The sequence below is a fragment of the Celeribacter naphthalenivorans genome (assembly GCF_020524585.1).
Classification (GTDB): Bacteria; Pseudomonadota; Alphaproteobacteria; order Rhodobacterales; family Rhodobacteraceae; genus Celeribacter; species Celeribacter naphthalenivorans.
In genome coordinates this window covers 157,896-184,619 of record NZ_JAIVLK010000006.1, presented here as the reverse complement: position 1 = coordinate 184,619, position 26,724 = coordinate 157,896, and the positions used below count along the sequence as shown (strand labels likewise).

General features: G+C 59.9%; 23 protein-coding genes. 10 read left to right on the top strand and 13 right to left on the bottom strand.

The window, feature by feature from the left end; all coding sequences use genetic code 11:
- The first annotated feature begins 67 nt into the window (after positions 1-67).
- From LC094_RS14290 to LC094_RS21655, 3 genes are all read left to right on the top strand, one after another.
- Positions 68-1,393, top strand: a complete 1,326-nt coding sequence (locus tag LC094_RS14290) for an HlyC/CorC family transporter (RefSeq protein WP_226553469.1) — start codon at positions 68-70, stop codon at positions 1,391-1,393.
- Positions 1,393-2,184, top strand: a complete 792-nt coding sequence (gene rlmJ / locus LC094_RS14285) for a 23S rRNA (adenine(2030)-N(6))-methyltransferase RlmJ (RefSeq protein WP_226553468.1) — start codon at positions 1,393-1,395, stop codon at positions 2,182-2,184. The genes LC094_RS14290 and rlmJ overlap by 1 nt, the downstream gene beginning before the upstream one ends.
- 176 nt (positions 2,185-2,360) lie before the next feature.
- Entirely contained in the window at positions 2,361-3,656 is a 1,296-nt protein-coding gene (locus tag LC094_RS21655) for a calcium-binding protein (RefSeq protein ID WP_319003297.1), read from the top strand.
- Positions 3,657-3,710: 54 nt separating this feature from the next.
- Here the strand turns inward: LC094_RS21655 and LC094_RS14270 are convergent, their stop codons facing one another.
- Positions 3,711-5,288, bottom strand: a complete 1,578-nt coding sequence (locus LC094_RS14270; RefSeq protein ID WP_226553467.1) for a helicase HerA-like domain-containing protein — start codon at positions 5,286-5,288, stop codon at positions 3,711-3,713.
- A gap of 648 nt (positions 5,289-5,936) precedes the next feature.
- Here LC094_RS14270 and LC094_RS14265 point away from each other — a divergent pair.
- Positions 5,937-6,581: an invasion associated locus B family protein gene (locus LC094_RS14265; protein ID WP_226553466.1), complete on the top strand. Its 645-nt coding sequence runs from the start codon at positions 5,937-5,939 to the stop codon at positions 6,579-6,581.
- A gap of 75 nt (positions 6,582-6,656) precedes the next feature.
- Here LC094_RS14265 and LC094_RS14260 read toward each other — a convergent pair whose 3' ends face one another.
- The 4 genes from LC094_RS14260 to LC094_RS14245 all read right to left on the bottom strand — a co-directional run bounded on the left by LC094_RS14260 (position 6,657) and on the right by LC094_RS14245 (position 11,124).
- A complete protein-coding gene (locus LC094_RS14260) occupies positions 6,657-7,868 on the bottom strand; it encodes a beta-ketoacyl-[acyl-carrier-protein] synthase family protein (protein WP_226553465.1) in 1,212 nt (403 codons plus the stop codon).
- Positions 7,865-8,128 (bottom strand): acyl carrier protein, encoded by a 264-nt coding sequence (locus LC094_RS14255; protein WP_167602966.1) that lies wholly within the window; start codon positions 8,126-8,128, stop codon positions 7,865-7,867. Before LC094_RS14255 ends, LC094_RS14260 begins: the two co-directional genes overlap by 4 nt.
- A 119-nt stretch (positions 8,129-8,247) precedes the next feature.
- Positions 8,248-9,309 (bottom strand): UDP-3-O-(3-hydroxymyristoyl)glucosamine N-acyltransferase, encoded by a 1,062-nt coding sequence (gene lpxD / locus LC094_RS14250; RefSeq protein WP_226553464.1) that lies wholly within the window; start codon positions 9,307-9,309, stop codon positions 8,248-8,250.
- Positions 9,310-9,438: 129 nt separating this feature from the next.
- A complete protein-coding gene (locus LC094_RS14245) occupies positions 9,439-11,124 on the bottom strand; it encodes a L,D-transpeptidase family protein (RefSeq protein ID WP_226553463.1) in 1,686 nt (561 codons plus the stop codon).
- Between the two features lie 729 nt (positions 11,125-11,853).
- On the opposite strand from LC094_RS14245, the gene LC094_RS14240 reads away from it, so the two are divergent.
- A complete protein-coding gene (locus tag LC094_RS14240) occupies positions 11,854-12,423 on the top strand; it encodes a YcbK family protein (RefSeq protein ID WP_226553462.1) in 570 nt (189 codons plus the stop codon).
- 117 nt (positions 12,424-12,540) lie between these two features.
- Here LC094_RS14240 and LC094_RS14235 read toward each other — a convergent pair whose 3' ends face one another.
- Positions 12,541-13,707, bottom strand: coding sequence for a cytochrome b/b6 domain-containing protein (locus tag LC094_RS14235; RefSeq protein WP_226553461.1), 1,167 nt, complete (start codon positions 13,705-13,707; stop codon positions 12,541-12,543).
- Positions 13,708-14,025: 318 nt separating this feature from the next.
- On the opposite strand from LC094_RS14235, the gene LC094_RS14230 reads away from it, so the two are divergent.
- From LC094_RS14230 to LC094_RS14215, 4 genes are all read left to right on the top strand, one after another.
- Positions 14,026-14,442, top strand: a complete 417-nt coding sequence (locus LC094_RS14230; RefSeq protein WP_226553460.1) for a DUF7282 domain-containing protein — start codon at positions 14,026-14,028, stop codon at positions 14,440-14,442.
- Positions 14,443-14,549: 107 nt separating this feature from the next.
- Positions 14,550-15,098, top strand: a complete 549-nt coding sequence (locus tag LC094_RS14225; RefSeq protein ID WP_226553459.1) for a sigma-70 family RNA polymerase sigma factor — start codon at positions 14,550-14,552, stop codon at positions 15,096-15,098.
- A 27-nt stretch (positions 15,099-15,125) separates the two neighbouring features.
- A complete protein-coding gene (locus LC094_RS14220) occupies positions 15,126-15,812 on the top strand; it encodes an anti-sigma factor (protein WP_226553458.1) in 687 nt (228 codons plus the stop codon).
- 65 nt (positions 15,813-15,877) lie between these two features.
- The gene (locus LC094_RS14215) at positions 15,878-16,819 is read left to right on the top strand and encodes an NAD(P)-dependent oxidoreductase (RefSeq protein WP_226553457.1); all 942 of its coding nucleotides are present in this window, start codon (positions 15,878-15,880) and stop codon (positions 16,817-16,819) included.
- Between the two features lie 3 nt (positions 16,820-16,822).
- Here LC094_RS14215 and LC094_RS14210 read toward each other — a convergent pair whose 3' ends face one another.
- The 3 genes from LC094_RS14210 to LC094_RS14200 form a co-directional block, all read right to left on the bottom strand.
- Positions 16,823-17,017: a hypothetical protein gene (locus LC094_RS14210; protein ID WP_226553456.1), complete on the bottom strand. Its 195-nt coding sequence runs from the start codon at positions 17,015-17,017 to the stop codon at positions 16,823-16,825.
- A gap of 169 nt (positions 17,018-17,186) precedes the next feature.
- On the bottom strand, positions 17,187-18,881 hold the full coding sequence (gene ade / locus LC094_RS14205; protein WP_226553455.1) for an adenine deaminase: 1,695 nt from the start codon (positions 18,879-18,881) through the stop codon (positions 17,187-17,189).
- A gap of 23 nt (positions 18,882-18,904) precedes the next feature.
- Positions 18,905-19,894: an NAD(P)-dependent oxidoreductase gene (locus LC094_RS14200; RefSeq protein ID WP_226553454.1), complete on the bottom strand. Its 990-nt coding sequence runs from the start codon at positions 19,892-19,894 to the stop codon at positions 18,905-18,907.
- A 233-nt stretch (positions 19,895-20,127) separates the two neighbouring features.
- Here LC094_RS14200 and glpD point away from each other — a divergent pair, with 233 nt between their 5' ends.
- The gene (gene glpD, locus LC094_RS14195) at positions 20,128-21,711 is read left to right on the top strand and encodes a glycerol-3-phosphate dehydrogenase (protein ID WP_226553453.1); all 1,584 of its coding nucleotides are present in this window, start codon (positions 20,128-20,130) and stop codon (positions 21,709-21,711) included.
- 135 nt (positions 21,712-21,846) lie between these two features.
- Here glpD and xylA read toward each other — a convergent pair whose 3' ends face one another.
- The 4 genes from xylA to LC094_RS14175 are packed head-to-tail and all read right to left on the bottom strand — an operon-like array spanning position 21,847 to position 26,687.
- Positions 21,847-23,151, bottom strand: coding sequence for a xylose isomerase (xylA, locus tag LC094_RS14190; RefSeq protein WP_226553452.1), 1,305 nt, complete (start codon positions 23,149-23,151; stop codon positions 21,847-21,849).
- Positions 23,148-24,587, bottom strand: a complete 1,440-nt coding sequence (gene xylB, locus LC094_RS14185) for a xylulokinase (RefSeq protein WP_226553451.1) — start codon at positions 24,585-24,587, stop codon at positions 23,148-23,150. The genes xylA and xylB overlap by 4 nt, the downstream gene beginning before the upstream one ends.
- A gap of 12 nt (positions 24,588-24,599) precedes the next feature.
- Positions 24,600-25,367, bottom strand: a complete 768-nt coding sequence (locus LC094_RS14180; protein ID WP_226553450.1) for an ATP-binding cassette domain-containing protein — start codon at positions 25,365-25,367, stop codon at positions 24,600-24,602.
- A 12-nt stretch (positions 25,368-25,379) separates the two neighbouring features.
- A complete protein-coding gene (locus LC094_RS14175; RefSeq protein ID WP_226553449.1) occupies positions 25,380-26,687 on the bottom strand; it encodes a sugar ABC transporter permease in 1,308 nt (435 codons plus the stop codon).
- Positions 26,688-26,724: the final 37 nt, after the last annotated feature.

Below are 26,724 nucleotides of genomic sequence, written 5' to 3'. Positions count from 1 at the left end.
ACTTGGGCGGCTGTGCCTCTTGCGCAGCCCCCTGAGCGTGCCCATAACCACGGGTATGACAGAGACCATGACCGATCCCACCCTTCTTGATGCCGCCTTTTGGATCACCGCCGTCGCGATTGTGGCGCTCTTGGTGATGTCCGGCTTTTTCTCGGGCTCCGAGACCGCTTTGACCGCCGCCTCGCGCGGCAAGCTGCGCTCTCAGGCCGATAAGGGCGACAAAGGCGCCGAACGCGCGTTGAGCGTGACCGATGACAGCGAGCGGCTGATCGGCTCGGTGCTTTTGGGCAACAACCTTGTGAACATTCTGGCGACCTCTTTGGCGACTGCGATGTTCACCAAATTGTTCGGCCAGAATGGCGTGGCTTTGGCGACGTTGATCATGACCGTGCTGGTGCTGATTTTTGCCGAGGTGCTGCCGAAGACCTACGCGATCACCAACCCGGAATCCGCCGCCTCTCGTGTCGCCGGACCGATTTCCATTGTCGTGACGGTCTTTGCCCCGGTCGTGGGATTTGTGCGTCTTTTGGTGCGCGGGATTTTGCGGCTGTTTGGTGTTCAGACCGACCCCGAGGCCGATGTTTTGGCGGTGCGCGACGAGATCGCAGGCGCGATTGCTCTGGGCCATGTCGAGGGTGTGGTGGAGAAAGAGGACCGCGACCGGTTGCTGGGCGCGCTCGATCTGGGCGACCGCACGGTCGAGGAGATCATGCTGCACCGCTCGCAGATCGAGATGCTCGATGCCGACCTTCCGGCCTCTGAGATCCTTGAGCTGTCTTTGAAAAGTCCGCACACGCGCCTGCCGATGTTTCGCGATGATCCTGAAAACATCGTCGGCGTCTTGCACTCCAAAGATTTGCTGCGTGGCATGCATGCCAAACGCGTCGAACACGAGAGCGAAGACCCGCATATGATGGTGGATTTCCACGATTTCGACGTGATGACCGTGGCGATGAAACCCTATTTCGTGCCGGAAACCACCACGCTCGACGACCAGATGCGGCAGTTTTTGAAACGCCACACGCATTTCGCGCTGGTGGTCGATGAATATGGCTCACTTCAGGGTCTGATCACGCTCGAAGATATTCTCGAAGAGATCGTGGGCGAGATCACCGACGAATTCGACCGCTCCGAAGATGCACCGAAACAATCTGGCGAGACCGGTGAATGGGAGGTCGACGGCGGCATGACGATCCGCGACTTCAACCGCTGGACCGAGTGCAACCTGTCCGATGAAGAGGCCAACACCATGGCCGGTCTGGTGATCCACGAAGCGCAAACCATCCCCAATCCGGGCCAGGTGTTTTCCTTCCACGGCTATCGGTTCGAAGTCGTTGAGCGCAAAGACAACCGGATCACGAAACTCAAAATCCGCCCGCTGGGAGATCTCTGATGCTGTCCTACCAACACGGTTTCCACGCCGGAAACCTCGCCGATGTGCAAAAACACGCGCTTTTGTCGGTGATGCTCGATTACATGACCCGCAAGGACAAGCCGATCTCTTATATCGAGACCCACGCGGGGCGCGCGCTTTACGATCTGGAAGGCTCCCAGGCGCAAAAGACCGGCGAGGCCACGAAGGGGATCAAGGCGGTCGATGACTGGTTCAAGCCCTCGCACCCCTATGCCCGCGCGCGCAAGGCGATTGCCGAGGCGCATGGCAAAAACATCTACCCCGGCTCTCCGGCGATTGCGCAGGCGCTCTTGCGCGACACCGATCAGCTGCATCTGGCCGAATTGCACCCGACCGAGTTTGAGGAGCTGACCGCGAACACCAAGGCCTCGTCCAGCTTTGCCGGACTGCATCTCAAGCAACAGGATGGCATCCAATTCGCCCAGTCGATCTGTCCGCCGGAGCCGAAACGCGGCCTGATGCTGATCGATCCCTCCTATGAGATCAAATCGGATTTCGAAACGCTGCCGAGCCAGATTTACAAGCTGCACCGCAAATGGAACGTGGGCATCATTGCGCTCTGGTATCCGATCCTGAAAAACGGCACGCATCTGCCGCTGGTCGAGGGCATGCTCTATGCCAATTTCCCCGGGTGTTTGCACCACGAAGTGCGGTTCAAACCGGCGCAGAAAGGCCATGGCATGTTCGGCTCGGGCATGTTCGTGATCAACGCGCCTTTTGGGTTGTCGGATGAGGCGAACCGGCTGAGCGGGTTGTTCAAACGGCTCTGAGTTTCAACCCCTGCGCAACAAAAGCAGATGTTGCGCAACCTATTGATGTATAAGAACATGTATCCGCACAGCCGCGTTGTCACAGACGGGGCTCTCTCAGGTTGACGCTGTTCCACACACAAATATGTTAACGAAAAGTTAACCGCTATTTCGCGGACCATGTGTGGGGTTTTATTATGCTGTCTCTTTTCTCTGTCCTGGCCGGATCGGCCATGGTGTACGCCTTTACCGAGATTTTTGACTCGGACGACGATCACTCTCAATCGCAACCCGATGCACCCGAGCCCGAAGCGCCCGACACGGCCACCGTTTTCGTTGGCGAAGAAGGCGACGACAACACTCATGGCGGCGCTTTGGCGGATCGTCTCTGGGGCAATGCTGGCGATGACACCCTTGCCGGTTTGGGCGGTGACGATGTGATCGGCGGCGGTGCGGGCAATGATCTGATCTACGGCAATGCGGGGGATGACAGGCTCAACGGCAACGGCGGCGACGATCGGATCTATGGCGGTGCCGGCGACGACAGCGTGATCGGCGGCGCCGGAGACGATCTGATCTATGGGCAGGACGGCAACGATACGCTGTTCGGCTGGGGCGGAAACGACACCATCGAAGGCAACGCGGGCAACGATATTCTCTATGGCAATGCCGGTGCCGACACCCTCTTCGGGGACGCGGGCGACGACACATTGTCCGGTGGCGATGACGACGACACGCTCAACGGTGGCGAAGGCGATGACCTGCTCTACGGCGGGGACGGCGCGGATATTTTGCAGGGCGGCTACGGCGATGATTTTCTCGACGGCGGTGACGGGGATGACAAAATCTGGGACAGCGCCGGCAATGACGCAATCTTTGCAGGCGCGGGGGATGACACAATTCGCGACTATGGCGGAGAAAATGTCATTTCGGGTGGCGACGGCGACGACCGCATCTGGGACGGCGATGGCGACAGTCTCCTCTCCGGCGATGCCGGTGCGGATATCATCAGCGGCGGTGGCGGCAACGACACTCTGGACGGCGGTGAAGGCGACGACTACCTCGCTGGCGGCAGCGGCAACGACGAACTTTCTGGCGGCGCAGGCAACGATACGCTCGTCGGAGGCTTTGGCGATGATCTTTTGATCGTCACCGACGGCCAAGACACGCTTGAAGGTGGCGAAGGCGCAGACACCTTCATCTCCGACCTCACCGGCACAGAGGAGAGCGCTGATCCGGTTTTGGCGACGGTGACGGATTTTACGCCCGGCGAAGACCTGCTGCAAATCAACGTGGACGAAGACACCCCTGTCAGCGCCATCGATATGACCTACGACAGCGACGCAGGAAGCTACACGGTCCATCTGAGTTACGAGGACGGGGCGGAAGACACCCCCTTCGTGATCCATCTGGCAGAGGGCGTGACGGCCAGCGCAGAGACCCTCACAGCAAGCGACATTGTGATCCAATATGTCAGCGCGTCGCACATGTGATGCATCAAGGCTGCGACATGGACCGCCGGGGATGTTTCTCCGGCGGTCTTTTTATCAACGCGCTTTGAACAACCCGCCCAAAATGCCCCGCACGATACGTTTTCCGGTGGTGCCCGTCAGTTCTTTCATCACCATTTTGCCGAGCTGTTCGGTGATGGTTTGATCCGCGGTTGAGCGCGTGCGCGTCGATGTTTTGGGCGGCTTGGGCGCGGATGTGCGGCTATAGTGCGTGCCGTCATAGCGTCGCGCCTTGGAAAATTCGCGCTCCAAAGCCTCACGTCCTGCCACCTCTTCCTCTTTCGCCTCAAGCACTTCAGCCGCCTTGGCCGCCGCTTCGGCGCGGGCTTTGAGCATCTCAAAGGCGCTTTCGCGGTCCAGTACCGCCTCGTATTTCCCGGCAATCGGCGAGGCGGCAATGACCCCAGCGCGTTCCTCCGCCGTGATCGGCCCAAGCTGCGACGACGGCGGACGGATCAGCGTGCGTTGGGAAATGCCGGGCACGCCTTTGTCCTCCAGAAACGAGGTCACCGCCTCGCCGGTGCCGACCTCTTTGATCGCGGTTTCCACCTCGAAGGTCGGGTTCGGGCGATAGGTCTCGGCAGCACGCGACAGCGCCTTTTGATCGCGGGCGGTAAAGGCCCGCAGCGCGTGTTGCACCCGGTTGCCAAGCTGGCCCAAGATGTCCTCGGGGATGTCGTCCGGGTTTTGCGTCACGAAATAGACGCCCACGCCTTTCGACCGGATGAGACGCGCGACCTGTTCCACCTTGTCGACCAGCGCTTTCGGGGCGTCATCGAACAAGAGGTGCGCTTCGTCGAAGAAGAACACCAACTTCGGTTTGTCCGGATTGCCGATCTCCGGCAGTTCTTCGAACAATTCGGACAACAGCCACAGAAGGAAGGTCGCGTAGAGCCCCGGCGAGGACATCAACGTGTCAGCGGCAAGGATGTTCACCCGGCCGCGACCGTCAACGTCGGAGCGAATAATATCCGACAGCTCCAGCGCCGGTTCGCCGAACAGCTTGTCCCCGCCCTGATTTTCCAGCACCAAAAGATCGCGCTGAATCGCGCCGATGGAGGATTTCGAGATATTGCCGTAGCGCAGGGTCAGATCGTCGGCATTCTCACCGCACCAGACCAGAAGCGCCTGAAGGTCCTTGAGATCCAAAAGCGGCAGGCCCTGTTCGTCCGCCACGCGAAACGCGACGTTGACCACGCCTTCCTGCGCCTCGGAAAGCCCTAAAAGCCGCGAGATCAGCAGCGGCCCCATCTCCGCCACCGTGGTGCGGATCGGGTGGCCCTGTTCGCCGAACAGATCCCAGAATGTGACCGGGAAAGCCTCGTAGCTATAGCGCTCGCCCAACCCGATGGTCTCGGCGCGCGAGGTGAAGGCCTCGTGCAATTTGCTCTCCGCACTGCCGGATTTCGCCAAGCCAGACAGGTCGCCTTTGACGTCCGACAGAAACACCGGCACACCCGCCGCTGCAAAACCTTCGGCGAGGATTTGCAGTGTGACGGTCTTGCCCGTCCCGGTGGCGCCCGCGATCAACCCGTGGCGGTTGCCGTATTTAAGCAAAAGCTCCTGCGCCTCGCCATAGGCCTCTCCGCCGCCGCCCACGAAAATCCGGTCCATCTCAGCCATCCCTGTCGTTTATGTCAGATTGCGCGCGCATGATTCTCGCTCAAAACCCTGACAATTCAATCCCGTATGCCGCTACAATACTTAATTAACCACTTCGTGCCAGTCTATTGCTATCCGAACCACTTCTTCGGTTCGGATTGACTTCCTCCCTGTCAGACTGGCCGCCCGGGGCATTCCCGGTGCGGTCATTTTTTTGACCTAAGATTCAAAGATCGCGCCACCTGTGCAAGCTTGTCGCAACCAGTCGCACATCCTGTTGCTTTTTGGAGTAGAATACGGGTTTTCGGCGCAAAATTCCCGTTGACGGTCGAAATGACCTGTCATACCGTCGTCGCAATAAGTCGGCCAAGTCCGGCAGGGAGACAATCAGAGAAATCATAAGATTTCGAGCGATCCAAGAGATCCGCGAAAGCCTCGGTTCAGCCGGGGCTTTCGTCATTTTATAGCCAGCATTTTGTCTCCCAGATTGCGCCTGAGATTGCGCCTGAGTGCAAACACCTTTGCGACCTCTCGGCCATCCTTTGCCGCCCGCGTTCATCTCTCACGAAAATATTCTCTCCTCCCCCCTGACAGAGCCAATTGCCCGTGATAGATCGTTGGGGGAATTGAGCACAGACACCAACAATATATGGACAGATGATGTTTTCCATCTCTCGCAAGATCACGACCCTCGCCTCTGCAACCGTTCTGACGCTGGCTGCTGCCCTGCCGCTGGCGGCACAGGATTCCGGCCTCTCCGCAGGCACTCCGATCACGCCGGAGAGCAATGTCGGGCGTGCCTACACGCTTGAGACCCATGGCGATTGGGAAGTGCGCTGCATCAACGCGCCTGAGGGTCAGGTCGATCCGTGCAGCATGTATCAACTGTTGAAGGACGAAGACGGCACCGAAGTCGCCGAAGTGGCGCTGTTCCACGTCGGAAGCGAAGAGGTCGAGGCCGCCGCGACCTTTACCACGCCGCTTGAGACGCTGTTGACCGCACAGCTGGCGCTGTTCGTCGATGGCGAAAACGGCCGTCGCTATCCGTTCCAATTCTGCAACCGCGTGGGCTGTTTCGTGCGTGCCGGTCTGACCACCGCCGATGTCGATCTGTTGAAAAAAGGTTCTGAAGGCATGGTTGGCATCGTGCCGCTGGGCCGCACCGATGAGCCGGTGCGTTTGACGCTGTCGCTCACGGGCTTTACCGCCGCCTACACCAACGTGACCGAGCTGAATGAAGCCGCCAAGAATGGCGAAGGCCCGTCCGCACCTGAAGAAGCCCCGGCTGAGGCACCTGCGGAATAATCCGCTGCAAAACCCACGAACAAAAAAACGCCGCATCAAACCGATGCGGCGTTTTTCTTTTGAGATGTGAAAGTCTTACGGCACCTTGCGCAGCGCCAGAACCGCGTTCAACCCGCCAAAGGCAAAGGCGTTCGACAGCACCACATCGACCTTGGCGTCGCGCGCCTCGTTGGGCACCACGTCAAGGGCGCATTCCGGATCGGGCTCTTCGTAATTGATGGTCGGCGCGATGATGCCGTCCTTCAAGGCCATGATACAGGCCAGCAATTCGACCGCCCCCGTGCCGCCGATCAGGTGACCGTGCATGCTCTTCGTCGACGAAATCATGATGTTGTCGGCGTGCGATCCCAAGGCGTCGGCGACCGCCGCGCATTCGGTTTTGTCATTGGCCGCCGTGCCAGTGCCATGAGCGTTGATATAGCCGATCTCGGAGGCGTTGATCCGTGCGTCTTGAATGGCGCCGGAAATGGCCCGCGCCGCGCCCTGTTTCGAGGGCATGACAATGTCGGAGGCGTCCGAGGTCATGGCGAACCCGATGACTTCGGCGAGGATTTCCGCACCGCGCGCTTTGGCGTGGTCATAATCTTCGAACACAAAGACGGCCGCGCCCTCGCCCTGCACCATGCCGTTGCGGTTTATCGAGAACGGGCGGCAGGCGTCTTTCGACATGACGCGCAGCCCTTCCCAGGCTTTCACACCGCCAAAGCAGAGCATCGATTCAGAGCCGCCGGTGACCATGGCCGTGGCCATGCCCGAACGGATCATGTTGAACGCCTGCCCCATGGCGTGGTTCGACGACGCACAGGCGGTCGCCACGGTGAAACACGGGCCTTTGAGGTTGTATTCCATCGAGACGTGGCTGGTCGCCGCGTTGTTCATCAGCTTCGGCACGACAAAGGGGTGAACGCGGTTTTTGCCCTCCTCATAGACCATGCGGTAATTGTCGTCTTGGGTCGTCAGACCGCCGCCGGAAGTGCCCAAAACCACGCCCGAGCGCAGCGCCAGATCGCCGACGAATTCGAGGCCGGATTGCCCGATCGCCTGCTGCGCCGCCGCCAGCGTGAATTGGGTGAACCGGTCATAAAGCGCCATTTGTTGACGGTTGAACCGGCCTTCGGTGTTCCAGTCGTGGATCTGCCCGCCAATGGTGATCGCCAGACGGTCGACATCACGGAATTCCAGATCGGAAATGCCATTCTTGCCCTCGGCCATGGCCGCAAGCGTCGCAGGCACATCAAGGCCAAGCGCGTTGACCGTGCCCGCGCCGGTGATGACGACGCGCTTCATGATTTCTGGTCTGCGATCAGGGCTTCGACCGCTTTGACGATGGCGGAGACGGAAGAGATGTCGAAATCCGACTGGTCCGGCTCATTGGCGTTGAACGGCACGGAAATATCAAAGGTTTCCTCGATGGCGAAAATGCTTTCGACAAGGCCAAGGCTGTCGATGCCCAGCTCTTCGAGAGATTGATCCATCGCCACATCGCTTGGGTCCAGAACGGCCTGTTCCGCGATGATCTCGATGATTTTCTCTTTCACATCCGACATGTGATCCCCTCCGATACAGGTTTCTGGCCTGACTTAATCTGAATTTCCCGCCTAGGAAACAGGTTTTTGTGACAGTTTGGTATGATGTGACGCTGCGAATTGCACGCGTCAGGGCCGGGTCAGCCCTTTGATTTGAGCTTTGAGAGCATGCGCGGCAGACGGCGGAGCGCCTTGTACATCTCGACATGGGTCTGCATCGCGACCGCCGGATAGCCCATCATCGCTTTGCCTTTCGGCACGTTGGACAAGACGCCCGTGCCCGCCCCGATGATCGCGCCCGCGCCGATGGTCAGGTTGTCGGCGGCGCCCGCCTGCCCGCCCATAACGCAATAATCGCCGATCACGGTCGAGCCCGCGATGCCGACCTGGCCGCACAAAAGACAGTGATTGCCGACCACGACGTTGTGGCCGATGTGGACCTGATTGTCGAGTTTCGTGCCGTGGCCGATGCGCGTCGCCCGGATCGTGCCCTGGTCAATCGTGACATTGGCGCCCAGTTCAACATCGTCGCCGATCACCACAGAGCCGATGGAGGCGATGCGCAGCCACTCTTGCCCCGCCGCCTCGACCGTTTCGCCAAGGCTTTCGCGGGCTTCCTCGACAGCAGATTTTTGCTGCGTCACGAAAGAGAACCCATCCGCCCCGACCACACCACCGGGCTGGGCGATCAGCCGGTCGCCAATGGTGGCTTGCGCGCCGACTTTCACGCCGGGATGAATGAGGGCATCGTCGCCGATGGTGACACCGGCACCGATTGAGACATGCTGGGCGATTTTGGCGTTCTTGCCAATCTTGGCCCCTTTGCCAATCACGACGAGCGGGCCGATGGCCGCACCCTCGCCGATCTCGGCGCTTTCATGGATCACCGCCGTGGGATGAATCCCAGGCTCAAGCCCCAGCCCCGCATCGAAACTTGCGGTGATCCCCGCCATCGCCAGACGTGCGCGTTTGACGAGAATGGCGGCTTTCAGACCCAGCGCCTGCCAATCCGCACCCTCCCAGAGCACAGCCGCCTGAGCCGCGCCCTTAGCGATATTCTTGGCAAAACGCGGGTCCATCGCCAGCGCCAGATCGCCTTTGCCCGCGTCCTGCGGTTCACGTGCGGCCGCGACGACCAGCCCCCCGTCCCCCTCGAAAGGGGCATTCAATGAGGCGGCAAGCTCGGCAATGGTGATAGGCATTTGAAATCTCCGTCAGTCTTGCAGGTGACATAGGTGTTTTGCGCCGCTTTGCAAAGCGAAGGCGTCCGAAGTTTCCCCCGAACGCCTCAATATTTCAGCTCTGTTTCAAACTCTTGAAGAAAGTGGCACTCAACCGCCGACAGAATAGAGTTGCACACCTCTGTCTTGTAGCGCGGCCCAGATTTTCGCGTCCCGACCATAGACATCGCGACGATATTCCATGCCGCCTTTCGGCAGGGTCACGGCGGTGCGATAGATCAGGTGAACCGGCACATGTTGCTCCAACGGCACGAGGGTCTCAACGCCGGTGCGCAGTTTGGCTTGGAAAAAACCTTCCGGATCGGAGGTCTGTTTCGAGAGCAAAGCGTAAGCGAAGTCAAAGGGTTGCTGCAGACGGATACAGCCATGCGAGAAGGCGCGCACCTCACGACCAAAGAGGCTCTTCGAGGGCGTGTCATGCAGGTAGATGTTGTATTTGTTCGGGAACATGAACTTCACGAGACCCAAGGCGTTGCTGTTCGACGGCGGTTGCTTGAGGTTGAACGGGAAGCTGCGGGTCGTGTATTGCGAGAAGTCCACATTGGCGCGGTTCACCGTGCGACCGCGGCTGTCCACAAGACGCAGGTGACCGGCGGCATTCGGGTTCCGCTGCATCATCGGCAGGTATTCTTTGACGGCGATCGAGCGCGGCACGTGCCAGGTCGGGTTGATGACCATATGCTCCATCTCGTCGGAAAACTCCGGGCTGCGGCGATCACCGGAATTTTGACCGATCACCGAACGGGTTTCAAAGGTCACGCGGCCATGATCGACGATCTTGGCGGAGAAATCCGTCAGATTGACCCAGATGTGACGCTCGCCCAAAGGCATGTTGATCCAGCGCTCACGCTCCAGCGCGACCAAAATGGAGGCCATGCGTTTTTCCGGGCTGAGGTTGATCTCGTCAATCGTCGCCTGCCCGGCCACACCGTCAGAGGTCAGACCGTGGTCCATCTGGAACTGCTGGACAGCCTTTTCCATCTTCGCGTCATAGCCGGTCGCCGCCGAGCGCGGCAGATAGCCCATGGCCATCAGACGGTTGCGCAGAAGGATCACGCCATTGCCCGTCGCGCCGGGTTCGTATTTGCCGCCCGGCACCGTCTGGCCCCAGCCGCCATGAGCGATCAGCTCTTCGAGCTTGGCTTTTTCTTTCAACAGGCGGGCATATTCCGGCGAGCTGGGTTCGAGCTTGCGCAGATAGGCCTGAGGGTTGGATTGGGTGAAATTGGTGAGCACCTCAAGGCCGTCGCGGTAGGGCACCTGACGCACGAGGCCTGCGTCGATGCGGGACGGGATCAGCTGGCCGGTCTGCACGTCGCGGGCATAATCGAGAAAGAGCTGCGCCAGAGCGACTTCGGCGCGGCCCAGATCGCGGTCGGATTTGATCGCCCGCAGGTTGGCCTCGAGGAGCGAGGTGTCATAGGGCGCGAGACCTTTGTCCGGCGCGGATTGAACCGCGCGCAGGAGCGCCTGACGCCGCGCTTTCGCACTGGCGCTTTGATCGGCGAAGACCGGTTTGTAGCCATTGGAGCGGTAGAAGTCCGACAGAACCTTGGACGAGGACGCCGCTTCAGCCACCGATTGCATGAAAGCGCTGACCTGCTGGGCCTGAGCGGTCACGGGCATAAGCGCCAGAGGTGCGCTTGTCAGGGCGAGACTCAGGGCAACGAGACCGGCCTTCAACAGGGGCGCTTTCCGGCGCAAAGGCGCGGCTTGCGGGGTGTCAGTATGATGTGCGGCGCGATGTGCAGCAGGGGAAACCGGTGAAAAAAACATATCGGTCCTCGGGAAACTTGGGGTGGAAAGGCCAGAATAGGCCCGGAATGGCTCAGCAGTCGTTCGGAAAAGGTTACAGGAGTTCCGAGCGCAGCGTCAGGGGGGAAGAACGCAGTGAGGCGCCCCTGTGCCATATGCACAACAGTTGACGCAAAAGGGAAGGAAATCGGATTTTTCCCCTTAAAACCGGGGGCTTCCCAAAAGACCCAAAACGCTCAGGCGGCCTTGGCATCAGTTCCACGGACGCAGACTTGAGAGCCACTGACAGGCCGACGCGCGCAACTCGAAGCCTTGGAAATTGTTCCCGCAGGTAAGGTCTTACATCATATTTTGCGCAAAAACCCGCCGATTTCACCCTTTGTTAAGCTCTGCGCCAAAACCGGTGCTTGGCCCAAGAATCACAATATGCCATAACCCCATCAGAGCGACAGGGATGTGGCTCACCCGAGAGGTTTTAACAGGTTTCGACGTCAGCTTGCGTCCAGAAACACCCGAAACTGCCGGATCACATGTTTGTGACGATCGGAGGATTTGGGAGCGTGTTTGGATCAAAATGCTGAAAAAGAAGGCAAAAGACCGCGAAAAGGCAAGTTTGTCTGATCTAAGTCATTGTTCTGTTGAGAATCTTGGTTAAGAATGCCGGAACAAGCGGCACAAGCCGCAAATGGCGGCACATCCATAAACAGCCGCGTGAGGCGGGAACAGGTAAGCGACGGGACGCTTTAAAGAATGACAACGAAAGCAACGGGCGTGCTCACACGCCGTGGACTTCTTCGCGGTTTTGCAGCAACCGCAATCAGCGCAGCTCCAGTATATGCCAATGCAGCAGGCTTCCTGCGCGGCTCCGGCGACATTCGTCGGATCAACATGTATTCGGGCCGCACGGGCGAAAGCATCGACACCATCTATTGGATCGAAGGCGAATACATCCCTGAGGCGCTCAAGGAAGTGACATACTTCTTCCGCGACTGGCGCAACTCGCAGGTCAAGGCCGTGGATGCGCGCACCGTCGACATCATGACCGCCGCGCACCGCCTGATGGAAACCGACGAGCCCTATATGCTCCTCTCCGGCTATCGCTCGCCCGAGACCAACGCCATGCTGCGTTCGCGCTCGCGCGGTGTTGCCAAGAACTCGCTTCACATGAAAGCCCAAGCCGCAGACCTGCGTCTCAAGTCGCGTTCTGTGACGCAAATGGCCTCTGCCGCACAAGCCTGCTCCGCTGGTGGCGTGGGCACTTACCGTGGCTCCAACTTCGTTCACATGGATTGCGGCGTGGTTCGCAGCTGGAACGGTTAAGAGATTTGCTGATCCCGAACAGCGTAAAGGCCGCCCAATGTGGGCGGCTTTTTTGATGGCAGAATATGAAAACGGCGCCCGATTGCGGCGCCGTTTCGTGTTTTCGACTGACGGGGGCTATTGCGCAGGCTCCAGAGGCTTCAACCGATCCGGCGTGTTGGCCTCGAAATAGGCTTCTTGCTCCGGGGTCAGGTCGATCTCTTCATAACCGGTCACCATCGGACGGACATGGTTCCGAAAACCGTGGCCCGTCGTCAAAAGATAGACATGCGCGATGACGAAGGCGAAGATCACATAGGCCGCCAAGAGGTGAATGTTTCGCACCACGGCGAGCACAAGGGTGCTGTCAGACCCGCTATCCCAAAAATTATAGGTCAGGTAGAGAATGCCGGTGACCCAGATCGCCGGGAAGACAAACCACTTCAGCCCGAAATAGGTCGCGGCCTGAAGCGGATTGTGTTTGCGCCAATATTGCTTTTGGTAGGGCGCCTCTTCGCCTTTGAAAATGCCGTAAGCATAGTAGCGCGCGGTGGCGAGCATACCTTCGACCTTCGGCAGGAATTGCCGCCATGTGCCTGTGGTGAAAAGCCAAAACGTGGCGAAAATCCACACGACCAGAAGCGTAAGCGCGGCCAATGTGTGGAGCATGACGGCAGACCCGAAGGGAATGAGCGCATGTACGCCGCTCACGCGAAGGCCGGTGAACATCAGCACCGCAATCAACAGCGCCTGCGTCCAATGCCAGAGCCGTTCAAACCGGGGGCAAACCTTGACGATCCGTTTGGTCATCGGTGTGTCCCTCATTTGCGTGTGACGAGCCGCAAAATGCCGTGGCCGATGACGCCCTGCCGTGGACCAGTCCCAATAGGTCTTAGTCGCCACGCCACCGCGCGCGAACTCCGGGATGTGACAGGTCTGACAGGCAACTTTATCGACGTGATCATTGAGCTTGATCGCCATGAGATCGCCCTCATGCGGGTTGTCGCTGTGACAGCTTTCGCAAGAGGCCGAGAACCGCTCCTCTCCCGGATGACCGAGGCCCACTGTGTCCTTCGCGTCCATAAGGTAACGCGATCCGGCCCAGCTGTGGCTCTCTTCCCGGTGGCAATCGGAGCAGACCATATTGGCGCTGTCTTTTGACATATGTACATCGGTGTGGATGTCCGGGTCATAAAGCACAGAACTCAGATCGCCGTGTTTCACATTGTCGCCGCCGCCACCGAAGAAATGGCACTGGCCGCAATTCTCGCGCGTCGGCAGGCCCACCGATTGCGCCGATTTCATGAGATCGACCGCCCAAGCGTCGGCACCTGTGATCGTCTGCCCCTTGACCGGCAGGCCGGAGATGTCGCCCAGAGGCGGGTGCCCTGCCCCGGTCGCGAGTTTCGTATATTGCCCGGATTGTCGAACCGACTTTGATTTATCGCAAATGCTTCTTTGAAATCGACTTGATGGGAGGCATTGGCCCGGCACCATTCGAAAAAATCACCCCGTCTGAATTTTTTTTGAAACTTTCCCGAAACGCCGTCGTGACTCTGGGCAAGAGCGGCTCACGAGCTGGCTCGAAACGCGAAACAAACGCACTTTATACGGAGACGACCCATGAAATTTCTGATGACCGCCGCCGCCATGACGATGAGCCTGACCGCCACCGCCGCTTTCGCAAGCGACGACATGATGCAAAAGGTCGAGGCCGCCGATCAGTCCGTCGCCAACGGCATCGTCAGCGCCGACAGCATCACCGCTGCGCAAAACGGCTGGCTCGTCGTGCATCGCACCGATGAGACCATGAAACCGGGCCCGGTCGTCGCCTATGCGCCGCTGCGTGCGGGCGAAACGAAAGACGTCGCCGCGATCCTGACCGAAGAGGTCAAGCCGGGCGAGATGCTTATGCTGATGATCCACGCCGAAGAAGGCGGCATGCATACCGGCGTGTTCGAATACACGCTGGGCGCCAAGGAAGACGGCCCGATCCGCGTCGACGACAAGCTGGTGATGACCACCATCACCGCGATGTAATCCGCGCCAAACGGTGACAACACCCGGCGCGTGATCCGTGCCGGGTGTTTTTATGTGTCCGGACGCTATATGCTTTCTGAAACTGGTGTTTGGTACAGGATTCAAAGATGCGCACACGGGCAGAGATCGAAGAGATGATCGCACGGATCGCGCTCAAGGATCGTCACGCCTTTTCAGAGCTTTATGACGCCACGAATGGCAAGCTGTTCGGCGTCGTGCTGCGCGTCTTGAACAACCGCGCAGAGGCAGAGGATGTGTTGCAGGAGGTCTATCTGCGCGTCTGGCACAAGGCGGACCGCTATGCCGTGACGGGTCACAGTCCGATCACCTGGCTCGTCACCGTGGCGCGCAATCTGGCGATCGACCGGCTCCGCGCGAAACAGCGACAGGGCCATCCGCGCGACGTGAGCGAGATGTCCGATCTCGCCGATCCCGGCCCGAGCCCTGAGGCGCAAAGCATCGCAGCCTCGGAAAATGCCCGGCTGAACGTTTGCCTCGACGCGCTGGAACCCGACCGCAAAGACGCCGTGCGCGGCGCCTATCTTGAGGGCCATAGCTACGCCGATCTGGCCGAGAAATTTCGCGTGCCGCTGAACACCATGCGCACTTGGCTGCGGCGCAGCCTGATCTCCTTGCGCGACTGCCTGAATGCTTAACCTGAACCTCTAACCGAGGATGGCCCAATGACCGATGAGAGCGATCACATGGATCACACGGAAAGCAACGACCCAGCACTTGCCGGGGAATATGTGCTGCGCCTGCTCGATGCGGTCGAGGAGGCCCGGTTCAAAGCGCGTCTGAAAGACGACCCGGAGCTTCAGCGCATGGTGCATGAATGGGAGCGCGAATTGGCGGTTTTCGCGGGCGATCTGGCCGAAGTGCGGCCTTCGAAAGCGCTGAAATCCCGGATCATGGCCCAGATCGCCCCCGCGCCCACTGGCCCGAAACGCTCGATCTTCGGGCTTTGGGTCTCGGGGGCGGCCGCCGTCGCCATGATCGGTTTTCTCGCCTTCGCCCCAGTGCTGAACGCTCCCGGTCCGAAATTCCACGTCGATCTGGTGAGCGGCGATCTGGTGGTCGCCGCAGGGTTTATCCCTGAAACCGATGTGATGATCGTGCAGTTGAACCAAGGCGCGCCGCGCCCCGGTCGAGTGCTCGAACTTTGGCTCATCGCAGATGGGTCTGAGACGCCCGTCTCCTTGGGCCTCGTGCCCTCAGAGATCGGCGAGATTCGTGTGACCATCCCGCCCGCGCTTTTGGCACAGGTCGAAGGCGCCACCATGGCCGTCTCGGATGAGCCTCCGGGCGGCTCGCCCACAGGCCAACCGACAGGCGACATTTTGGCCTCTGCGGCGGTGTTTGAACTCTGAGAGGCTGGAAATCTGGGGCAAGGCTCGCTACCAAGGCTTTGAAACCTCGACAGAAAGAGCCTCGCATGTCCTCCCCCGTGATCGTCAACCAAATCGACGAAGACTTTGGCCGCATCCTCGCCGCGCATCCAAGCGCGCCGCGGGTGATCGATCATTTCGACCGCGAGCGCCCTTGGGAGTTGCCGCAGGAGGCGGAGGTCTTGGTGACGCGGGCGTTTCGCACTTGGGCCGAGGCGCCGCAAATGGCGTATCCGCATCTCAAATGGGTGCAAACCTTTTCCGCCGGGATCGAGATCTATCCCGAGTGGCTGATGCGCGCCCCGATCGTCACCAACGGTCGCGGCCTGACCGCGCCGCAGATTGCCGAATATGTCTTGGCGGCGATGCTCTTGGTGGAAAAGGATATTTTCGCGGCGCGCACCACCTCTCTTGCGGATTGGGGGGCCCGGGAATTTGGCACTCTAGAGGGCAAGACGCTGGGCCTCATCGGCTATGGCGCCATCGGCGATGCGGTGGCAAAGCGCGCGCGGGCTTTTGATATGCGGGTGCTGGCCGCGCGGCGTGGCGTTTGGGAGGCGGTGCCAGAAGAGATCACCCCCTGTGCCAGCGCCGAGGAGGTCATGGCGGGCTCCGATCACGTCGTTTTGGCGATGCCGCACACGCCGGAAACCGAGGCGATGGTCAATGACGCTCTGTTGTCCCACGCAAAGCCGGGGCTGCATCTGATCAATGTGGCGCGCGGGGCGTTGGTGGATCAGCCAGCACTATTGCGGGCGTTGGATGCGGGGCAGCTGAGCAAGGCGACGCTCGACGTCACCCATCCCGAACCGCCCGAGGCCGATGATCCAATATGGACCCATCCGAAGGTGCTTTTGACCCCGCATGAATCCTACAAAGGCGGCACGGCGGAACGCGGACGCTTCGAGCAAAAGACGCTCAACAATCTGAGCGCCCTGCTCGCCGGCGCGCCGCTGTCAGATGTGGTCAATCTGGCACGCGGCTATTGAGGCCTAAGCGCCTGTAAAAGCGGGCACTTGCATCGGTTCGAGATCGGCCGGGCTTTCACCCTCTTCGATGTTTTGGCAGGCCACCGGATAATGGTCGGCGGTGGTGCATTGCGACACCGGGTATTTGCCGTCTGCGCAGCCCGAAAGCGTCAGCAGGACCACCACGGGAAGCAGTGCGGGCAGTATCAGCTTTTTCATGACTCTCTCCTTTCGAAAGCGTTCTGTCTTGCCTCTAATGCGGTCGTTTTGACGGCTTCGTCAATATGTAGAATGCCTAAAAGTGAACTGATTAGTTCACTTATTGTGACAAAGCCAAAACCCGCCCCTCTTTGCAAAGGGCGGGCTGTTTTTCAGGCATCAAACAGTGTCAGGCAATGATCTCGAATTTCGTCACATCGACCATACCCCGGTCGGTGATTTTGAGCGCCGGAATGACCGGAAGCGCCAGAAAGGCCAGTTGCAAAAACGGCTCTTCCAGCGTGACCCCAAGAGAGGCCGCCGCCGCGCGCAGATCGACCAGATCATCGCGCACCACCTCAAAAGGCTCAAGGCTCATCAGCCCCGCGACCGGCAGCGCCAACTCGGCGAGAACCTGGCCGTCTTTCACCACGACAAAGCCGCCTTCGATCTCCGACAGGCGGTTCGCGGCCAGCGCCATATCGGCGTAATCGACCCCAACGCAGGCGATATTGTGGTGATCGTGACAAACGGTCGAGGCAATCGCGCCTGCTTTGAGGCCAAAGCCTTTGACAAAACCGCTCGCGATATTGCCGTTCTTGCCGTGGCGTTCGATGACGGTGATCCGCGACAGATCGCGCGCGGGGTCCGGCGCCTTATCGCCATCGACGATGGGCACGGTCTCGCGCAGGTGTTCGGTGATGATTTTGCCCTCGATGATGCCGATCACATCAACCTCTTCGCGGTTGCCGGAGGTGCGGAACTGCTCCGGCGTGACCTTGGGCGCTTTGACCGAACCACGCCCCACGGGCGCCACATGACCACGCGCGGCGAAGGCCGCGTCCGTCACCTCAACTCCGCCCGCGAAGACCATGGATGCATTGCAGTTTTCCAGACTGTCGAGCACCACAATATCGGCGCGTTTGCCCGGCGCGATCATGCCGCGATCCTTGAGCCCAAAGGCCTCAGCCGCCGACAAAGTGGCCGCGCGGTAAACCGCCAGAGCCGGGCTTCCAAGCGCAATCAATGTGCGGATCACGTAATCCAGATGACCATGCTCGCCGATGTCCAGCGGGTTGCGATCATCGGTGCAGAGGCACATGTAGGGCGCGCTCAGTTGGGTCAAAAGCGGTTGCAACGCGTGCATGTCTTTGGACACAGAGCCTTCGCGGATCAGCACCCGCATGCCTTTGCGCAATTTCTCACGCGCTTCCTCGACGGTGGTCGCCTCATGTTCGGTGCGAATGCCGGCGGCGATATAGGCGTTCAAATCCATGCCGGAGAGCTGCGGACAGTGGCCGTCGATATGGGCGTCCTCAAAAAGGCGAAGTTTCTTCATCGCCTCCGGGTCGCGGAAAATCACGCCGGGATAATTCATGAATTCCGCCAGACCGATGCCCGAGGGATGCCCCATAACCTCTTGCAAATCCTCCGCCAAAAGCTCGGCCCCTGCCGTCTCCATATGCGTGGACGGCACACAGGACGACAGCTGCACGCGGATCGACATCAGCGTATGCTCGGAGGCCTGTTGGAAATAACGAATGCCCGGCAGGCCGATCACATTGGCAATCTCATGCGGGTCGCAGATCGCCGTCGTCACGCCGCGCGGCAAGACGCAGCGGTCGAACTCAAAGGGCGTCACCAGAGAGCTTTCGATATGAAGATGTGTGTCGATAAAGCCGGGCACGATCACCTTGCCGGTCACGTCGATCTCGCGTTTCCCCTCGTAACGCTCGTAAACGCCCGCGATCCTGTCCCCCACGATGGCGACATCGCCGACGATCAACTCACCGGTCATGAGATCAAAGATCGAGCCGTTCTTGAGCACAATATCCGCAGGCGCCTCGCCGCGCGCCACGGCAATTCGATGTTCCAAATCGCTCATGATCTTCTCCTTAAACTCACGCCTTAAACCCGGACTGCGGGAACGCGTTCAATGTCTTCCGGCAGGCCCAAAGCCGCGCGTTCAGCGTCCCGGCGACTGACCAGCCAGACCACGCGCCCGCCCGCCTCGCATTTCGCCGTGATCACCTTGCGCTGATCCGACAAAAGCCAATCTTCTGTGCCGTAACTTTGGCCCACGATGACCCGCTCCGCATCGCGGCGGGCAAGCTCCAGCATGGGCGCAAACTCGGCCTCGGCGCAGATCACCAGATCGGCCTCTTGAAGCCGCTGCACGGCCCGCAACGTCATCAGGTCGGGCTCGAGGCTTCCGACCGGCAAAAGCGTAATGGCGCCCTGCCCGCCCTTTGTGCCACTCTCCGGCGCACCGCCCTCGGCAATCGCGGCCTTGATCACTTTTGCGGCCTCGCGCTCGGCGCCTTTGGCAAAGAGCCGTCGCGGCGTCTCTGCATAGACCCAGCGCCAAAACGCCCGACGTTTGGCGCGCGGCACTTCTTCGGCCACATGGTCCCGCAGTCGCCCGCCAAGCGCCACGAGATCGCCCAAACGCGGCTCGAGCATCTCCTCCAGACGGGTCTTGATCTGACGCGCCAAAACCGGCGCGGCCCCTTCGGTGCCGATCGCCACCACCAAGGGATCGCGGTCCACCAGAGAGGGCGTGTTCGCCTCGCAGAGATCCGGCCTGTCGACGACATTGACCAAGGCGCCCGCCGCCCGCACCACATGATAAAGCTCGGAATCGCGCGCGTCATCCTCGGTGCAAACGAACACCAGCGCGGCATTGGCAAAAAGGTCATCGGTGATCTCGCCCGCATGCTGAACGGCGCGGCCTTCGGCCACCAAAGCGGCCAGTTCCGGCTCCAGCTCCGGCGCCACCAAGACGATCCGCGCCTCGGTCTTGAGCATCAGGCGGGCCTTTTGTGCCGCCGTTTCACCGCCACCAATGATGACGACATCGCGCTCGATCATGCGCAAGAACATGGGGAAGAATTTCATAAGCACCGCCTCTTTGTGGACTTTCTCGCAGGGTCTCCGATCAGCCCGGAAATGACAACCTGAAATGACAGGACTGTCTGGCTCCCCAACCGGCGTTAACTTTGCCTTTACGCAGCCTTTTTGGGGCTCCCGCCTAAATATTTGGTCAAAAAACCTTTTCTTGACAATTTTCAGTGCAGGGTCACCGTCAACAGAAGAAAGTTTCATTTTGCAAAGCGTGACATGACCTCCCCATGACCCAAGCTCAGAAAATCGAACCTGAAAACGACGACCTCCTCGACCTGTTCATCATCGGCGGCGGGGTCAATGGCTGTGGCATCGCCCGCGATGCGGCGGGGCGCGGACTTGAGGTCGCGCTGGCTGAGATGGGCGATCTGGCGCAGGCGACTTCTTCGGCCTCCTCGAAACTCTTCCACGGCGGGCTTCGCTATCTCGAATATGGCGAAGTCCGTCTGGTGCGCGAGGCTTTGGAAGAGCGCGAAGTGCTGCTTCAGGCCATGCCGCATATCTCCTTCCCAATGCGCTTTGTCCTGCCGCTTTCGAAAGAGATGCGCTTCGACGCCGACACGCCAATCTCGAAGCTGTTGAAATACACCATGCCCTGGCTCAAAGGCCAGCGCCCCGGCTGGATCATCCGCGTCGGGCTTTGGATGTATGACCATCTGGGCAAGCGCAAAATTTTGCCCGGCACCACGGGCTATAACCTTGCCGGGCGGCCCGAGGGCGCGCCCTTGAAGGACATGTTCAAACACGCTTTTGAATATTCCGACGTCTGGGTGAATGACGCCCGCCTTGTGGTTTTAAACGCCATGGATGCGCGCGATCTGGGCGCCCGGATCATGACGCGGGCCAAGGTCACCTCGGCCCGGCGTGAGGTGGATCATTGGGTGATTGAGGTCGAGGGCCAAGGAAACTTCCGCGCCAAAGCGCTCGTGAACGCCGGTGGGCCTTGGGTCGCCGACATTGTTACCGGCGTGATCGGCATCAACTCATCCGAGCGCATCCGCCTCGTGCGCGGCTCACATATCGTCGTCAACCGCCTCTATGAGCACGACAAGGCCTATTTCCTGCAAGGCTCCGACGGGCGCATCATCTTTTTCCTGCCGTATCAGCGCGATTTCACCATGATCGGCACCACCGAAGCCCCGCATGAGGCCGATCCTCTCGTGGCCGAGGCAACCTTTGAAGAGAAACGCTACCTCCTTGATTTCGCGAACCAATATCTCAAGACACCGCTGACCCAAGCCGATGTGGTACATTCCTTCGCCGGTGTCCGCCCGCTCTATGAGGACGGCGCCTCGACGGCCACCGCCGCCACCCGCGAATACGTCCTTTCGCTCGATGAAAACGGCCCGCCTTTGCTTAATGTTTTCGGCGGCAAAATCACCACCTACCGCAAATTGGCCGAGGCCGCTCTGGACAAGCTCAGCGGGCATTTCACCATGTCCCACCCCTGGACCAAAGGCGCCGCCCTGCCCGGTGGTTTCACCTATGGTCGGGACAAAGAACAGGCGACCTCGCTCATCCTGCAATTCCCGTTTCTGAGCTTTGAGGCCGCCGAACGCCTCGTCCATCTCTACGGGCGCAATGCGGCGGGGATTTTCGAGGATGTGGTCGGCGCTTCCGACATGGGGCGGGATTTCGGCCATGGGCTGACCGAGGCGGAGCTGCGCTATCTGATCCGCGAAGAATTCGCCCGCGAGGTCGAAGATGTGATCTGGCGGCGCACCAAATTGGGTCTGCGCCTCACCGCCGCCGAGATCGCCGCCATCGACGACTGGATGCGCCAAAACGTGCCTCTGCTTGTCGAAGCATGAAAACCACGCCATCACCAAATGCGTGATGCCGGTAAGGCGGACCGCACGGTGCGCCTTTGTTTTGGACAGGGCGTTTCGCTGGTCAAATACTCAAAAAGGCGGGGAATTTCCCCGCCTTCTTTCTGATACTCTGTTTCAGACGAATGAACTGACCAGATTTTCCAACCGCTCCTGCCGCCCCGAGCGCGGCTCAGGGTTGATGTCCTCGGCCAGTACCCGCGCATGAATGCTGTCCAAATCGCCTTTTTTCAGCATTTCTGCGTTTTCCGGCTTGTCCCAATCGCCATAGCGCGCCGTCCGCGCGTCCTCCAAACGCCCGTCTTCCAGCATGGCCGCCGCCGCTTTCAGCCCCCGCGCGCACATATCCATGCCGCCGACATGGGCCAAAATAAGGTCTTCCGCGTCCAAGGATTGCCGCCGGATGCGCGCATCGAAATTGGTGCCGCCAGTGGTGAAGCCGCCCGCTTTCAGTACCTCGTAATAGGCCAGCGCCACCTCATGCGGCGCGTTCGGGAATTGATCGGTGTCCCAGCCGGATTGGTAATCGTTGCGGTTCATGTCGATGGAGCCGAGGATGCCCAAAGAGCCCGCAAGCGCCAACTCATGCTCAAACGAATGCCCGGCCAGAATGGCGTGTCCCTGTTCGATGTTCATTTTGACTTCATTCTCAAGCCCGTAACGCTTGAGAAAGCCATAAACCGTCGCCACGTCGAAATCATATTGGTGCTTCGACGGCTCCTGCGGCTTCGGCTCGACCAGAATGGCACCGTCCCAGCCCATTTTGTGCTTATACTCGACCACCATTTCGAGCATCTTCGCCGCCTGATCCGCCTCTTTGCCGAGGTCGGTATTGAGCAGCGTCTCATAGCCTTCGCGCCCGCCCCAAAGCACATAGTTCTGGCCGCCGAGTTTGATCGTCGCATCCATGCAGGATTTGATCGTCGCGGCGCTGTAGGCAAACACGTCCGGGTCCGGGTTGGTGGCCGATCCGGCCATGAACCGGCGATGGGTAAAGAGGTTCGCGGTGCCCCACAGAAGCTTGGTTTTCGAGCCTTCCATCTTTTCCGCAAAATAATCGACAATTTCCTCGAGATTGCGTTTGTTTTCGGCAAAACTCGCGCCTTCGGGCCGCACATCGAGGTCGTGGAAACAAAAGAACGGCGCTTGCAGGATGTCGAACATCTCGAAGGCCACATCGGCCTTCATTTTGGCCTTGTCCATGCCCTCGCCGAACCACGGACGATCAAAGGTCCGCCCGCCGAACGGATCGCCGCCCTCATAGGCAAAGCTGTGCCAATAGGCCACGGCAAAGCGCAGATGGTCCTCCATCCGCTTGCCCATCACCACCTCATCGGGGTTGTAATGTTTGAAAGCAAATTCATTGGCACTCGTTGGGCCTTCATATTTGATCTGCGGAATGTTTTTGAAAAACTCTGTCATGTCAGCCTCTTGAGTGCATGTTGTGCGGATTTAAAACGAGCGAACCCGTCCTCATATGCCGCCGTCAAATCGGAAATCGGGTCGATGGTGGCCTGAATGCGCGGTGCGGTGGCGATCTCTGCCCCGCCACCTGTCGCGGCCATCATGCCCAGACGCGCAGCGCCAAAGGCACCGCCAAAATCACCAGCGACCGGAAGGTCCACCGGCACGCCCAAAGCGGTGGCGATGGCCTCCAGCCAATAGTGCGATTTCGAGCCGCCGCCGACGGCCAAAAGCCGGTCGATCTTGGTGCCGGTGGCGGCCAGTGCCTCGGCGCAGTCCTTGATGGCGAAAGTGACGCCTTCGAGCACCGCGCGGGTGCCCGCCACCGTGTCTGTGGCGTGTTCGAGGCCCGTAAAGGCGCCGCGGATGGCAGCATCGTTCAAAGGCGTGCGTTCGCCGCCAAGATAAGGCAGGAATTGCGTCTTGGTGGGCGCTTTGAGTGCGCCGAGGTTGGCGGTCAGCTCCGCCGCACCCTTGCCCACGAACCGCCCGTACCAATTGAGCGCATCGGTGGCGGCCAGGATCACGCCCATCTGGTGCCAAGTCTCAGGCAGGGCGTGGCAAAAGGTGTGAACAGCCGTGTCGGCGTCGGGTTGATAGCCATCGTTGGCCGCGAACAACACGCCGGAGGTGCCGAGCGAGACAAAAGCCTGCCCTGCTTTGACGACGCCCACACCGATGGCCGAAGCGGCATTGTCGCCGCCGCCGCCCGCGATCACACAAGATGGGGACAGGCCCCATTGGGCCGCAAGCTCCGGGCGCAATTGGCCGGAGACTTCGGAGCCCTCGACCAGACGCGGCATGTAGCTACGGTCCATATCGGTGGCTGCCAAAAGCGAATCCGACCAATCCCGCGCCGATGTGTCGAACCAGGCGGTGCCCGCGCTGTCGGACATCTCACCGACGAACTCTCCGGTCAGGTAGAGGCGCAGATAATCTTTGGGAAGCAAGACCTTGGCGGTCGCTTTGAAGGTCTCCGGCTCATGATGTTTGACCCAAACGAGCTTTGGCGCAGTGAAGCCCGGAAAGACGATGTTGCCGGTAATCGCCCGGAACTGAGGATCGGCATCGAGCGCCGCCGCTTCGCGATAAGACCGCGTGTCATTCCACAGGATGCAGGGGCGCAACACCTGATCGGAAGCATCCAAAAGCGTCGCGCCATGCATCTGCCCCGACAAGCCGATGCCCGTCACGCCCGACAGATCCGCCTGCACTTTCAACGCCGCCATGACGGTGTCGCAGGCCGCAAGCCAACTGGCCGGGTCCTGTTCAGACCACCCGTCATGTGGACGCTCATTGGTGAGAGCTGCATTGGCCTCCGCAACGACGCTCTGATCCGCGTCCATCAGCAAGGCTTTGAGACCGGAGGTCCCGAGATCAAGTCCGATATACATGTGTCATCCGTTTCAATAGGCCTGAGGCGGCTTTTTTCCCATGATGATCATGCCGAGAATGTCCTCGTCCGTGACCTCATTCACGTTCACCGTCCCGACTTTCTGGCCGTTCTTCATCACCATCGCCCGGTCGCACAGCCGCATGACGTTGTGGATGTCATGCTCGATCAGGAAGATGCCAAGGCCTTGGGCTTTCAGCTCCTCGATCAGCTCCGCGACCATCTGGGTCTCATGCGGCCCCAACGCGGCGGTCGGTTCGTCCATGATCAGGATTTTGGCGTTGAAATAGACCGCGCGGGCGATGGCGACGGACTGACGCTGACCACCAGAAAGCGCGGAAACCGGCACTTTGAATTTTTTGAAGTTCGGATTGAGCCGTCCCATGATCTTGCGGGTTTCGGCCTCCATCGCGGGTTCGTCGACAAAACCAAGAGGCGTCACCAATTCGCGGCCCAGAAAGAGGTTCGAAGCCGCATCGAGATTGTCCGCCAGCGCCAGCGTCTGGTAGATCGTCTCGACATTGTAGCGCCGCGCGTCTCGGGTGTTGCGGATCTCGGCATGCTCGCCGTTGATCACGATCTCGCCCGCGTCCTTTTGATAAGCACCGGAGAGGCATTTGATCAGCGTCGACTTTCCCGCGCCATTGTGCCCCAAAAGTCCAACAACTTCGCCGGGATAGAGGTCGATGCTCACGTGATCCACCGCCTTGACGCCGCCGAAGGCGATGGAAATATCCTTGAGTTCGACAAGAGGCGTGCCGGTGTTCGGATTGCTGCTCATGATCATCTCTCCTTACACTTTGATGCCGAGGCGTTTGCGATATTGGATGTCGATCCAGACCGCGAAGACCAGAACAGACCCGACGACGATGTTCTGAAGCGGCGCATCGACGCCCACCATCGCCATGCCGGATTGCAGCGACTGCATGATCAGCGCGCCTAGAATGGCCCCGTGAATGGTGCCGATCCCGCCGGACAAAGCCGTCCCCCCGATCACCGCCGCCGCAATCACGCGCAGCTCGTCCAAAGTGCCGATGTCATTGGAGTGCACCGACAGACGCGCCGAGGCGATCACTGCAGAGAGACCAGACAGAAAGCCCATCAGCGCGAAGATTTTGACCGTCAGAAGTTTGGTGTTGATCCCCGACAATTCCGCCGCATCCGGGTTGCCCCCGGTGGCGAAGATATATTTGCCCAGCCGCGTCTTCTTGGCGACCATGGTCATGGCAATCGCCACGACGATCAGCACGAGAACCGAGATCGGCAGGCCGTAGGCTTCGGTATAGCCATCGGGCAAGACGTCACCGCGGGCTTCGAACAGGCGGCGCAGCTTGCCGGTCGGGATGTCATAGGCGTTGAGTGTCGCGACATAGCCGATGATGACGGCGACAATTAGCCCGCCGACGGTGAATTCGGCCCAGAGCGGCTTTGTCGGAAAACCGTGATTTTTCTTGGCCTTGCGGGCATTGTAGAGGGCAAAGATCGCGCCTGCGACGGCCAGTGCGCAGATGATCCAGGACAGGGTGGCGCCAATGGTGCCTTCCGCCCCACCCAAGACGAGAAAGTTCTGATCCAAAGGCGCAATCGTCTGGCCATCGGTGACATACCAGCCGACAAAGCGCCAGATCAGCAGACCGCCAAGGGTGACGATGAAGGCCGGGATGCCCTGATAGCCGATCAGCCAGCCGTTGAAGGCACCTATGAGGGTGCCGACAACAAGACAGGTCACAATCGCCAGCGGCGCAATCATCGGGTTGCCATACTCAAGACCCACCACCTGCGGTAGCCAACGCGCCTGCATCATAGCGCCCATGGCGGAGGCGATGGCCAGCACGGCGCCGACAGAAAGGTCGATGTGACGCGTGACGATGACAAAGACCATGCCGGTCGCCATGATCGCCACGGAGACGGTTTGAACCGTCAGATTGAAGGTGTTGCGCGGCGTGATGAACCGCCCGTCGGTGAAAAAGTTGAACACCAGCGCGATGGCGATGAAGGCCCCCACCATCCCCATGAGCCGCATGTCAAGTTCGAGCTGGCCAAACAGACTCTTGCCGCTTTGACCCGTTTCGATCCGGTTGCTATCTGCCTGATCTGACATGAGATTTGCCTTTTTCCTGGGGCACGACCCGCGCCCG

Coding starts and splice junctions, on each gene's coding strand:
- LC094_RS14290 (WP_226553469.1), top strand. CDS start 68: ATGACCGATCCCACCCTTCTTGATGCCGCCTTTTGGATCACCGCCGTC.
- rlmJ (WP_226553468.1), top strand. CDS start 1,393: ATGCTGTCCTACCAACACGGTTTCCACGCCGGAAACCTCGCCGATGTG.
- LC094_RS21655 (WP_319003297.1), top strand. CDS start 2,361: ATGCTGTCTCTTTTCTCTGTCCTGGCCGGATCGGCCATGGTGTACGCC.
- LC094_RS14270 (WP_226553467.1), bottom strand. CDS start 5,288: ATGGACCGGATTTTCGTGGGCGGCGGCGGAGAGGCCTATGGCGAGGCG.
- LC094_RS14265 (WP_226553466.1), top strand. CDS start 5,937: ATGTTTTCCATCTCTCGCAAGATCACGACCCTCGCCTCTGCAACCGTT.
- LC094_RS14260 (WP_226553465.1), bottom strand. CDS start 7,868: ATGAAGCGCGTCGTCATCACCGGCGCGGGCACGGTCAACGCGCTTGGC.
- LC094_RS14255 (WP_167602966.1), bottom strand. CDS start 8,128: ATGTCGGATGTGAAAGAGAAAATCATCGAGATCATCGCGGAACAGGCC.
- lpxD (WP_226553464.1), bottom strand. CDS start 9,309: ATGCCTATCACCATTGCCGAGCTTGCCGCCTCATTGAATGCCCCTTTC.
- LC094_RS14245 (WP_226553463.1), bottom strand. CDS start 11,124: ATGTTTTTTTCACCGGTTTCCCCTGCTGCACATCGCGCCGCACATCAT.
- LC094_RS14240 (WP_226553462.1), top strand. CDS start 11,854: ATGACAACGAAAGCAACGGGCGTGCTCACACGCCGTGGACTTCTTCGC.
- LC094_RS14235 (WP_226553461.1), bottom strand. CDS start 13,707: ATGAAATCGGCGCAATCGGTGGGCCTGCCGACGCGCGAGAATTGCGGC.
- LC094_RS14230 (WP_226553460.1), top strand. CDS start 14,026: ATGAAATTTCTGATGACCGCCGCCGCCATGACGATGAGCCTGACCGCC.
- LC094_RS14225 (WP_226553459.1), top strand. CDS start 14,550: ATGCGCACACGGGCAGAGATCGAAGAGATGATCGCACGGATCGCGCTC.
- LC094_RS14220 (WP_226553458.1), top strand. CDS start 15,126: ATGACCGATGAGAGCGATCACATGGATCACACGGAAAGCAACGACCCA.
- LC094_RS14215 (WP_226553457.1), top strand. CDS start 15,878: ATGTCCTCCCCCGTGATCGTCAACCAAATCGACGAAGACTTTGGCCGC.
- LC094_RS14210 (WP_226553456.1), bottom strand. CDS start 17,017: ATGAAAAAGCTGATACTGCCCGCACTGCTTCCCGTGGTGGTCCTGCTG.
- ade (WP_226553455.1), bottom strand. CDS start 18,881: ATGAGCGATTTGGAACATCGAATTGCCGTGGCGCGCGGCGAGGCGCCT.
- LC094_RS14200 (WP_226553454.1), bottom strand. CDS start 19,894: ATGAAATTCTTCCCCATGTTCTTGCGCATGATCGAGCGCGATGTCGTC.
- glpD (WP_226553453.1), top strand. CDS start 20,128: ATGACCCAAGCTCAGAAAATCGAACCTGAAAACGACGACCTCCTCGAC.
- xylA (WP_226553452.1), bottom strand. CDS start 23,151: ATGACAGAGTTTTTCAAAAACATTCCGCAGATCAAATATGAAGGCCCA.
- xylB (WP_226553451.1), bottom strand. CDS start 24,587: ATGTATATCGGACTTGATCTCGGGACCTCCGGTCTCAAAGCCTTGCTG.
- LC094_RS14180 (WP_226553450.1), bottom strand. CDS start 25,367: ATGAGCAGCAATCCGAACACCGGCACGCCTCTTGTCGAACTCAAGGAT.
- LC094_RS14175 (WP_226553449.1), bottom strand. CDS start 26,687: ATGTCAGATCAGGCAGATAGCAACCGGATCGAAACGGGTCAAAGCGGC.